Source organism: Candidatus Flexifilum breve (assembly GCF_016713355.1).
The window spans coordinates 106,491-117,361 of sequence record NZ_JADJPI010000011.1; the positions used below are offsets into that span (position 1 = coordinate 106,491).

Below are 10,871 nucleotides of genomic sequence, written 5' to 3' on the forward strand. Positions count from 1 at the left end.
TTTCGGAGAGGGGGTGAGGTTAGAAACCTCAGCTTTACGCTATCCTACCGAGCTATTGGCAGACCTCATTCATACACAAGCATCTCTTCTGTCTCCCCTCCCTGAATTCGGGGAGGGGTTGGGGGTGGGGTCGGAAGCAGCGGACGCAATGAATTGCGTCCCTACACAAAACGGTTTTTTCTCGTAGGGACGAGGCATGCCTCGTCCTCTACATCCCCGGTTCAGGCGATCTAACTTACAACAGCACAATCAATATGCCGATGATGAGCACGACGCCCATAAATAGGCGCATGAGCCCGTCGAGGCAGCCACTTTGTTCGACATCCATGTTTTTTTAGCCTAACCAGCGTTTGCGACGCTTATAGTGTTTGACCTCGCGGTAGCTCTTGCGTTCGCCTAGTTGATTCAGGCCGAGGTAGAACTCTTTGATATCCTCGTTTTCGGCAAGCTGCGTCGCGGGGCCATCCAGAACGATGCGTCCATTTTCCATCACATAGCCATAATCGACCAGTGACAGCGCGGCGCGTGCGTTCTGCTCCACCAGCAGCACGGACATTTGCTCCTGCTGATTGATCTCGCCGACGATACGGAAGATCTCTGCCACGAGCATGGGGGCGAGGCCGAGCGACGGCTCGTCGAGCATCATGAGTTTGGGGTGCGCCATGAGCGCCCGCCCAATGACCATCATCTGCTGCTCGCCGCCGGAGAGATAGCCGCTCGTGCGGTGGCGCAGATCGCGCAGGCGCGGGAAGTAGTGATACACGCGTTCCAAGTCGGTGCGGACTTCGCGTCCGCCGCGGAACACCTGCCCGCCGATGCGCAGATTTTCTTCGACCGTGAGATGCCCGAACAGCGGTCGCCCCTCGATCACCTGCACCAGCCCTTTGCGTACGATCTCTTCTGTGTTCTGGTGATCGATGCGCTCATCGCCCCAGGTGATCGTGCCGCGCGTCACTTCGCCGAGCTCGGACGAGAGTAGCCCGCTGATCGCCTTGAGCGTGGTCGATTTGCCCGCGCCATTCGCGCCGAGCAGCGCGACCACCTGTCCCGGCTTGACCTGAAACGACACGCCGCGCAGCACGAGGATCACGCTGTTATAGGTCACTTCAATGTTGTTGACAGACAGCATCATCAAACCTAAAAAAGGACTGAGCTTAGAGGACTGAGGACTGAGTAAACACTTTGAATTTTCCCTAACTCCTCTTTCCATATACAGAGGGGTCTAGAGGCGGTGACTCAGTCCTCAGTCCTGCTTTATCTCAGTCCTCTTTAGCTCGCGGGTACATCCGCGCCGCCGGGACGCAGATCGGGCGCGGGCGCGAATTCGGTCAGCGGAACGAGCACGGGGATGAACGCCTGCGTGCCATCGGGCAGGTCGACCTTCATGGCGTCATCGCCGGACGTAGCGACGCCGTCGCCCGTGGCGTTCAGGAACATCATGGTCGCCATACGGTTGCCGTTGACGGCGCGCACGCCGTCGGCGAAGTTCATCTCGTAGAAGCCGAGCGGCGAGTACACCATCGACTCGATGGTTTCCTGAATCGCCGCGCCGTCGACCGCGTCGAGGCTGCCGACACGGTTCACCGTCTGAATGTACATCTCGACGTAGGTGTCCACCGTCGCCCAACCGAGCAGGTAGGCGATATTCTGCGTGGACAGGCTGCGTTCATTCGCCGCCGCCTGCTCGTTGATCAGCGCGATGCCGGGTTCAGCACGTTCCGACCACCACAGGAAGGGCAGCGAGCCGACGATGCCGTTCACCGCGGGCAGACCATCCGAGCCGAGCGCCGTGCGGCTGAGCAGACCGACCGACGTATCCAGCGCCCAGTTGACGCCCGCCAACTGCACATCTTCTTCGAGGCCGAGGTCGACGACCGTCTTGGCGATCATGAAGGGGCCGGAAGCCAGCGAGTTGGTGTACAGGATATTCGCGCCCGCGTCCACGAGGTTGAGCACGTTGCCGCTGATATCGGTCGCGGTCGGCAGGAAGTATTCCGGCGTTTCGAGCATGCTCACGCCCTGTTCGGCGCAGTACGCCATCGTTTCCGGCGTGAAGGCCGACGAACCGAACGCGCCCGGCCAGCTAATGTAGCCGATCACCGGGTCGGGGTACTGTTCCGGGTTCGCGCCGACATACGCGCAGAACGAACCGATCTGATCCGCATACAGCGGGTTGGTCGCGTAGATCCAGCCGGGGGTCGCGCCATCTTCGCCGTACAGACCCGCGACCGACCCCGCCGAAATGAAGGCCGGGATTTCGTCTTCTGCCAGTTGATCGCGCAGCAGTTCCGCGTCACCCGACGCGTACAGCACGATCACATCCGGCTTGGGATCGAGTGAAGAATAGGCATCATATGCGGCTTGGGTCTGTGCGAGGTCGCCGCCCGTATCGCGGTTATCCTGCACGATGGTCGCGCCGCAGATGCCGCCGCGCGCGTTGAAGTAGGCCGCCGCATCCGCCAGACCCGCCAGCAGCGGCTGGGTGATGAAGGCGTACGACCCGCTGATATCGCCAAAGTGGTAGACCGTGACCGTTTGCCCGGTCAAATCCACTTCACAATCGGAATGCTGAATGAACTCCGGCAGTTCTTCTTGGGCAAACGCCGGAACGACCAACAGGGACAGTAAAACGATGAACAGCACTACTTTTTTCATGTGAAACTCTACCCTTTCATAAAAATACTTTGACGTCGCGCTCACAGGTTGGAGTACGGACGCCGTTTCCACGCGATTTTGAAGATTTCCCACCGATGCGCCAAGCCTCGCGGCGCGGCGATCAGGAACAACATGAGCGCCGTCCCGAACAGCAGGGGACTGAGCGCGGCGTAGATGTTCACCGGGTCGATGAACGGGAGCAGCGCGGGCAGAAATGAGACGAGCACCGGGATGATCGCCGGGATGACGTTTTGCTGGAGCAGATTGACGAAGGCCACGCCCAGCAGCGGCGCGAGCGAGAAGCCCGCCCCGCCGATCACCAGCATGGCGAGCAGCTCAATCGAGCGGTCGAGCAGAAATTTGTCGAGCGTCAGGCTGTTCGACTCGAAGGCCAGCAGACAGCCTGCAATGCCCGCGTAGAAGGCGCTCAGGAAGAAGGCTTGCAGCTTGTAGCTGAACACGTTGATGCCGAGCAGTTCGGCGGCGAGGTCGTTGTCGCGAATCGAGATGAACGCCCGTCCGATGCGCGTGCGCGTCAGGTTGCGCGCCGCCAGCATCAGAAACACCGAGAGCGGGATGATCACGTAGTACATCGCGGATTCGTGCGCGAGGCTCAGGCCGAACAGCGTCGGCACGGGCACATCGAGCGGACGCGACCCGTTGGTCAGCGGTTCGAGCGGGTAGCGCAGCAGCCACGGGATGATGAACTGCGCGGCCAGTGTCGCCATGACCAGATAGAAACCTTTCACGCGCAGCGACGGCAGGCCGAACAGCAGCCCGATCACGCCCGTGAACAGCGCCGAGACGGGCAGCGCGATCCAGAACGACAGCCCGAATTGGCGCGCCAGCACCGCCGACGAATACGCGCCGACCGCCATGAACGCCGCGTGCCCGAGCGAGAGCTGTCCCGTGTAACCGACGAGGATGTTCAAGCCCTGCACGGCGATCACGAAGATGGCGATGCGGATGATCGTGCCGATCCACAACTGCGGCACGAGGTTGAGCCCGAACGGTCCCTCGACGGTCAGCAGCGGGATGATCAGCAGCAGGATGAACAGGCCGTTGGCGAGTACCCGGTCAAAGAGCGTGCGGTTGAGCGCGATGTCCTGCGCATACGTGGTATCAAACACCCCGGAGGGGCGAATATTCGCTGACATAAAAGCTCCTTAAAAGAAGGACTGAGGACTAAGTGCTGAGGACTGAGTGAGAACATACCGCCCAACAACGAACTAGCATTTGTCTCTCAGTCTGAATATCGTCACGCAAAGAAGAATCTTTACTCAGTCCTCAGTCCTAAATTCTTTCTATTCTCTTCTCGCCAAACAGCCCGTCTGGTCGGATGACCAGTACAATCATCAGAATGACGTAGGGCGCGAGCTCCGTGCCGACCTGCGTGCCGGGGAACAGCAGATTCGACAGTTCCTGCGCCAAGCCGATCACCAGCCCGCCGATCAGCGCGCCGGGGATCGACTCCAGCCCGCCGAGCAAGACCGCCGGGAAGGCCAGCAGCGCCAGCAGCGGCAAATTGAGCGATAGGCTCGTCGCGCCGCCTTGCAGCACGCCCGCGACCGCCGCCAGCAGCGCTGCAATCGCCCACGCAATCGCCAGAATGGTCCGCACGCGCAAGCCGACCGATTGCCCGAGCTTTTGATTTTCGGCAATCGCGCGCATCGACAGGCCGACGCTGGTGAAGCGGAAGAAGGCGACGAACACGCCGAAGGCCGTCAATGCCAGCAGAAACGCCAGCAAAAGATCGGCGCGCACATTAATTGGCCGCTCAAACGTCCCTTCGCCAAACCGGATCTGCGCCGGGATGCCCAACTGCTGGATGCCGCCGAAGACTTGCAGCGGCAGTTCCACGCTGCCCCAGATCAACTGGGTGATGCCGTGCAGCAGTTCGGAGACCGCCAGCGTCATCAGTACCATCGCGAACAGCGGCTGACCGATCAGTGGGCGGATGTTGAAGCGTTCGATCACGAGGCCGATCAGCACGCCGCCGACTGCTGCCGCCGTGATCGCGCGGATCAGTTCCCATTGGTCGCCTTGCAGCGAGAGGATCACCGCGAGGAGCGCCGTCCCACCCGCCAGCACGAGCAGGTTGCGCGGATCAGTCAGGCTGCGCCAACTGTTAGTCGTCATGACCATGATGCCCGTGACGAGCGGCAGCCCAATCGCCGCGACAGGCGAGATCGCCGGGGCGGAATAGAAGCTGAAGAAGATCAAGCCGCCGAGCAGCATCATCCAGCCGTGCGCGAAGTTGAACACGCCGGACGCTTTGTTGATGATGACGATGCCGAGCGCGATCAGCGAGTACACGCCGCCGACCAGCAGCCCGGTGATGGTGCTCTGCACGAGGCGATACGGTCGCTGCGCCCCGATGATCGGCAGCAGCCACGCGAGAATCAGCAGCGTCGCAATCAGGTATCCGCTGATGATCAGGTAGCGACGATTGGTGCGAAAAGTCTGTGTAAGTGCAGCCAAATTCAATAACCCTTTTTTGTGCTAAATCTTGTTTTGATAGCTTTGCCCCTCACCCCCGGCCCGGTGATCGGCGGGTCTTGTTGGCTCCTCTCCCTGAATTCGGGGAGGGGTCGGGGGTGGGGTGGTTAGGCGGACGCGCCGTTGCGCGCCCCCAAAGAAACGGGGGGGGGGGTAGTGGCGCCGTGGGGGGCTGCCCCCCCCTACAAAACCACCTTCTCCCCGGGGAGGGGGGGGGGGAGGTTGATCCGGGGCAGGGGATGCGTAACGGCGCGTCCCTACTCAGTTCTCAGTCCTTTGCCCTCAGTCCTCGTCCCTACACCGTACACACCCGCACCGCCGTCTCGACCACGCCCGTGCGCCCATCGCGATACTTCACCTCCGCGCTGACCGTCACGCGGTCACGGTTGCCGTACATCGCGTCGAGCATCTCGCCGTACTTCTGCTCCAGCGTGCGGCGGCGCAGCTTGCGCGTGCGCGTGAGCTCGTTTTCGTCCGCGTCGAACGCCTTGTGCAGAATCACGAACTTGCGCACGCGGGCGGCCTCGGGCAGCGTCTTGTTGACACGCTCTACTTCCCGCTTGATCAGGTCGTAGACTTCCTGCTTCTGCGACAGATCGACGAACGTGGTGAACGCCAGCCGATTCTTCTCCGCCCAGCGCGCCACATTCTCAAAGTTGATGTTCACAATCGCCGTGACGTAGTGCATGTCGAAGCCGCCGACCGTCATCACATCCTGAATGTACGGGCTGAACTTGAGCCGCCCTTCGATGTACTGCGGGCTGAACTTTTCGCCGTTCGCCAGTTCGATCATGTCGCTCACGCGGTCGAGGTAGATCAGGTGACCGTCCTCGTCGAAGAAGCCCGCGTCGCCCGTGTGGAAGAAGCCTTCGGCATCAAGCGCCGTGGCCGTCTTCTCTGCGTCCTTGTAGTAGCCGCCGAAAACCGCGCGGCTGCGCACCCACACCTCGTTATCCGCGCCGAGCTTGATCTCGACGCCGGGGCACGGCAGACCGACCGTCTCCATTTTGATGTTCCGGTCGTAGTGCAGCGTATGCGCCTGACATTCCGTCGAGCCGTACAGGTTCTTCAACGACACGCCGACCGCGCGGAAGAAGCGCAGTTGATCCGGGCTGAGCGATGCGCCAGAGGTGTAGGCGTGGCGCATGCGTGTCATGCCGATTTTGTCGCGCAGCGGCTGGAACACGGCCAAATCGCCGACCACTTTCAGCGCGCGCAGATGAAGCGGCACGGCTTTGCCCGCGTCCTCGTATTCCTCAATCTTGTAGGCGATGGGCAGGAACAGGTTGAACAGCGTGCGGTTGAGCCATGTGCTGTCGTTGATGCGCATCTGCATGGTGCTGGCGAGGTTCTCCCAGATGCGCGACGGGAACAGCAGCGAACTCGGCGCGACCTCGCGGATGTCGTGCTGGACGGTCGTCGGGCTTTCGGGGAAGTTGACCGTCACGCCCAGCATCACGTGACTCGTCAGGCCGAGGCTCTGCTCGGTGATCCACGCCAAGGGGCTGAACGAGACGTAGTTATCGGTCGGATAGACCGGAGCGACCGACGTGGCGTGCTTGTTGCCGTAGATCAGATTGCGGTGGCGGATCATCGCCCCTTTGGGCAGGCTGGTCGTACCGGACGTATAGCTGAACAGCGCCACATCGTCGCCCGTGCCCGCCGCGATCATCTGCTCGAACGCGCCCGCGTGACTTTTCGCGTACTCGCGCCCTAACGCCTCCAGCGCGTCGATGCTCAGCAGCCAGTCGTCGGTGTAGTTCCACAGACCCTTGTCATCCCAGTAGATCACCTTGCGCACGTTCGGGATCTTTTCGCGGATCGTCAGCGCCTTGTCACACTGTTCCTGATCATGCGCGAACAGGATGACCGCGTCGCTGTTGTCGACCACATACGCGAGTTCTTGCAGGTTGGCGTCGGTGAAAATCGCCGTGGTGACGCCGCCCACCGCCCAGGTCGCGATCTCCGCCCAGTAGAATTCCGGGTCGTTCTCGCCGATCAGCGCGACTTTCTCCCCGCGCGTCAGGCCGAGACTGGCCAGCCCAAGCGCCATCGCCTGCACGTGCTGGTGCACCTCAATCCACGAATACTCCTGCCAGATGCCGAAGCGTTTCTTGCGCATCGCCACCCGGTCGCCGAGTTCTGCTGCCCGTCTGACAAAGTTTTTAGGCAGCGTGTCGGCGTCGGCGGGGAGGGGCGGCAGGTCGATGCGCTCTTTCGCTACATAAATCTTTGCGCCCGTCATACGTTTGCTTCCTGACCTAAATACGCCTTGATGACGCGCGGATCGCGCTTGATGTGCTCCGGCGTGCCCTCGGCGATCTTTTGCCCAAAATCCAGCACCATGACGCGGTGCGAAATATCCATCACCAGACCCATGTCATGCTCGATCAGCACGATAGTCATCCCCTGCCGCTCGTGAATGTCGAGGATGAAGCGCGCCATGTCTTCTTTCTCTTCGACATTCATGCCTGCCATCGGCTCGTCGAGCAGCAGCAGCGACGGTTCGAGCGCCAGCGCCCTCCCCAGCTCCACGCGTTTGCGCAGACCGTACGGCAGCGCGCCGACCGTCACTTTGCGGATGGCTTCCAGTTCCAGAAAGTCAATGATCTTCTCGACCACTTCGCGATGCGCGATCTCTTCGCGTTTCGCCGCGCCGACGAACAGCGCTCCGGTGAGCATATTGGCTTTCATGTGGATGTGCCGCGCCGCCATCAGATTGTCGAGCGTGGTCATGTTGGTATAGAGGGCGATGTTCTGGAAGGTGCGCGAAATGCCGAGCGGCGCGCGTTTGTAGGGTGGCAGGGTGGTGATATCGCGCCCGTCAAAGCGGATCGCGCCGCTTTGTGGCCGGTAAAACCCGTTAATGCTGTTGATCAAGCTGGTTTTGCCCGCGCCATTCGGGCCGATCACAGCGAAAATCTCGCCGCTATTCACTTGGAAATCAACGTTTTGTAATGCTTTAATACCACCGAAACTCAAAGAGATGGCATCAACGTGCAGTTTCACTGCCATGCAGTTTTCCCAAAAATCTAAATTAAATCTAATCAGTTATCATCTAGTGAGTTTATCGTAGCATTTTTCGAAAGGTCAAGCAACTTATCATCAGATATTCATATAGAAAACGATTACATGAGCCTGTACGCGGAATCCGGTATCCTCATCTACGCTCTGCCTATAGAATGGGAATGGGTTTACGACCAGTAACGGGAGTCGAACGATGCAATTATCTGCCGAAGAGGGCGCCAGTTTGCTCGATACGCTGCAGGCTCGGTTTCAGAAGCATATGCAGCGCCATGCCAGTCTGGACTGGGGACATGTCCGGGCGAAGCTCGAAGCGCAGCCCACCAAACTGGAACCGCTGGCGGCGATGGAGCGCACAGGTGGCGAACCAGATGTCATCGGTTACGATCAGGCGACGGGCGAATTCCTGTTTGTGGACTGTTCAGCGGAAAGCCCGGCGGGTCGGCGCAGCTTGTGCTACGACCGGGCTGCGTGGGATGCTCGCAAGGAAAATAAGCCTGCCGCCAGCGCCATGGAAATGGCCGCGGCGCTCGGCGTTGAGCTGCTGACCGAAGATCAGTATCGCGAACTGCAGCGACTCGGCAAGTTTGATCAGAAAACGTCGAGCTGGCTGCAAACCCCGTCCGCGATTCGCGAACTCGGCGGCGCGATCTTCGGAGATCGCCGTTACAACCACATCTTCATCTACCACAACGGCGCGGATTCGTATTACGCCGCGCGCGGTTTTCGCGGCTTGCTGCGGGTGTAGCGCAGCGGTTTGTTGGTCAGGGCCATGCACGTCCGTGACGGCTGGTTTAAAGGGGACCCCAACCCACGTGACTGTCCAGCCACGCGATGATCTCGCGCAGCACGGTCGCTTTCTCGCGCTCGTTCATGATTTCGTGGCGCATGCCGGGGTACAGCTTGAGCGTCTTATCTTTGGATGAGGCGCGCTCATACGTCAACTGGCTGCCGGAGGGATTCACGAGCTGATCCTCCGCGCCATGCATGACCAGCAGCGGCAGCGTCAGGTTCGCCAACTGCGCGCGGACCTTCTTCGCCGTTTCGTTGAGCGCCACGCCCAACCCGACGCGCATGTTCGCTTTGTAGTTGAGCGGATCGTTGTTGAAGTCGATCACGACCTGCGGATCGGTCGAGAGCACGTCATTGCCCGTCGAGGGCATAAGTGGCAGCGTTGGCACAATGCGATTCAGCACGTAGCCAAGCTGAATCATGAGCGGGCTGACGTTCGCGTCCGCATTGACCGGCGCGCCAGAGATCAGCAGCCCGGCGATTTCGGTCTGGTAGCGCAGCGTGAACGCCAACGAGATCAACGCGCCCATGCTGTGACCAAGCACGAACACTGGCTTGCCGGGGTGCTGCGGCTTGATGCGATCCAGATACTCTTTCATGTGGGTGACCGGGCGGTCAAAGTCCTTGATGAAGGCGCGCAGACCGTCGCTTTGCCCGTGCCCTTCATGATCGAGCGCGTAAGCGGCGTAACCCGCTTCGACCAGCGCCTGCATCACATGTTTATAGCGCCCGCAGTGTTCGCCATAGCCGTGCACGACCAGCACCACGGCTTTGGGAGCGCCCGCGGGTTGGCGGTTGGTGATGAAGATTTTCGTGCCATCAGTGGTCGTAAAGAAGTCATTGTTCATAGAAGCCTCGATTTTTGCCTTGGTGGTCGTCAGTGTTCAATCAGTCGTGCGTGTACAAATCAGGTCGAAATCATGCTCCCAATTCTTAGCCGTGAGCGATTTCTCCCAACGAGCGGTAAGCGTATTGCCATCCTCGCTGAAGGTTCCGCTGAAGCGCTGCGCGAAGTCGGGCGCGTCACGCCAGAGCTGCCACTCCCGGTCGTCGAGGCGCATCAGATACACCCGCTGGACGCCGCGTGAGTCCGAATACACCATCGAATAACTGTCTAGCGTGTCGTCACTGCCGATGATGGCTTCGGTTACCGGAAAACGCGGATCCTCGATTTCCGTCCGGTACATGACGAAAGCCTTGCCGGGCAGCCATTCAAACGAGGCTCGCCCGTGATGGCTGGTCGGTTCACCGGGTAATTTGATTTCAAGGTGCCAGTTGCCAATCAACTTGTTCAACCGCGTCAGGGAGGCCGATTGCTCGCTCATGGGCGTACTCCTCACATGCTGAACATTACATATTGACTGACGCTGTCGGAATGCCGAACCTTACAGCGAGAGCGGTTCGTCCAGGCGCATCCACGTGCGCCCGATGCGGAACAGCGAACCGGGGCGCAGGCTCGTGCGGCCCTGCACGGGCTGCTTATCCCGTTCGACATACGTACCGTTGCGGCTGTGCATGTCTTCCAGCCAGAACGAGAGCAAGAACGGGTCAGCCACTGATTCGGTCGCCGTAACCGGGGCGCACAGGCAGCCCAAACGGGCGTGCAGGCGCGAAACCTGATTGTCGAAGGGGAGATGCACGTCGCAGCCTTCACGCCGTCCGATATTCAGCACCAGTTCGTCGCCAATTTCCGGCTGTTCAAAGTGCACCGTGCGCCCGTCGAGCGGGCCGCTCATAAACGTGATTGTGAATTCTTTGTCCAGACCTACCCCCAACCTCTGAGGGGACCGCTCCAATCAAGCCTTATTCAACCCACGGCCCCTTTCCTAGGGAGAGGGGAGACAGGCGGGTCTTCAAGTCCCCGCGCCCTTGGGAGAGGGTTTAGGTGAGGTGAAACAGCC

General features: G+C 60.3%; 10 protein-coding genes. 1 reads left to right on the forward strand and 9 read right to left on the reverse strand.

Going from position 1 to position 10,871, the window contains the following annotated elements; genetic code table 11:
- Positions 1-334: 334 nt before the first annotated feature.
- From IPK17_RS12310 to IPK17_RS12335, 6 genes are all read right to left on the reverse strand, one after another.
- Positions 335-1,129 carry an ABC transporter ATP-binding protein gene (locus IPK17_RS12310; RefSeq protein ID WP_343418260.1) on the reverse strand — a complete coding sequence of 265 codons (795 nt, stop codon included), beginning with the start codon at positions 1,127-1,129 and terminating at the stop codon, positions 335-337.
- Between the two features lie 140 nt (positions 1,130-1,269).
- Positions 1,270-2,655 (reverse strand): ABC transporter substrate-binding protein, encoded by a 1,386-nt coding sequence (locus IPK17_RS12315; RefSeq protein WP_343417984.1) that lies wholly within the window; start codon positions 2,653-2,655, stop codon positions 1,270-1,272.
- 41 nt (positions 2,656-2,696) lie between these two features.
- Positions 2,697-3,812: a branched-chain amino acid ABC transporter permease gene (locus IPK17_RS12320; protein ID WP_343417985.1), complete on the reverse strand. Its 1,116-nt coding sequence runs from the start codon at positions 3,810-3,812 to the stop codon at positions 2,697-2,699.
- A gap of 136 nt (positions 3,813-3,948) precedes the next feature.
- Positions 3,949-5,136, reverse strand: coding sequence for a branched-chain amino acid ABC transporter permease (locus IPK17_RS12325; protein WP_343417986.1), 1,188 nt, complete (start codon positions 5,134-5,136; stop codon positions 3,949-3,951).
- Positions 5,137-5,449: 313 nt separating this feature from the next.
- Positions 5,450-7,399, reverse strand: coding sequence for an AMP-dependent synthetase/ligase (locus IPK17_RS12330; protein WP_343417987.1), 1,950 nt, complete (start codon positions 7,397-7,399; stop codon positions 5,450-5,452).
- Positions 7,396-8,169 (reverse strand): ABC transporter ATP-binding protein, encoded by a 774-nt coding sequence (locus IPK17_RS12335; protein ID WP_343417988.1) that lies wholly within the window; start codon positions 8,167-8,169, stop codon positions 7,396-7,398. Before IPK17_RS12335 ends, IPK17_RS12330 begins: the two co-directional genes overlap by 4 nt.
- Before the next feature lie 205 nt (positions 8,170-8,374).
- Here IPK17_RS12335 and IPK17_RS12340 point away from each other — a divergent pair, with 205 nt between their 5' ends.
- Positions 8,375-8,926, forward strand: coding sequence for a DUF4256 domain-containing protein (locus IPK17_RS12340; protein ID WP_343417989.1), 552 nt, complete (start codon positions 8,375-8,377; stop codon positions 8,924-8,926).
- A gap of 46 nt (positions 8,927-8,972) precedes the next feature.
- Here IPK17_RS12340 and IPK17_RS12345 read toward each other — a convergent pair whose 3' ends face one another.
- The 3 genes from IPK17_RS12345 to IPK17_RS12355 are packed head-to-tail and all read right to left on the reverse strand — an operon-like array spanning position 8,973 to position 10,706.
- Complete coding sequence (locus tag IPK17_RS12345) at positions 8,973-9,818, reverse strand: alpha/beta hydrolase (RefSeq protein WP_343417990.1); 846 nt, start codon at positions 9,816-9,818, stop codon at positions 8,973-8,975.
- Positions 9,819-9,854: 36 nt separating this feature from the next.
- The gene (locus IPK17_RS12350) at positions 9,855-10,295 is read right to left on the reverse strand and encodes a hypothetical protein (protein ID WP_343417991.1); all 441 of its coding nucleotides are present in this window, start codon (positions 10,293-10,295) and stop codon (positions 9,855-9,857) included.
- 60 nt (positions 10,296-10,355) lie between these two features.
- Positions 10,356-10,706 (reverse strand): FHA domain-containing protein, encoded by a 351-nt coding sequence (locus tag IPK17_RS12355; protein WP_343417992.1) that lies wholly within the window; start codon positions 10,704-10,706, stop codon positions 10,356-10,358.
- Positions 10,707-10,871: the final 165 nt, after the last annotated feature.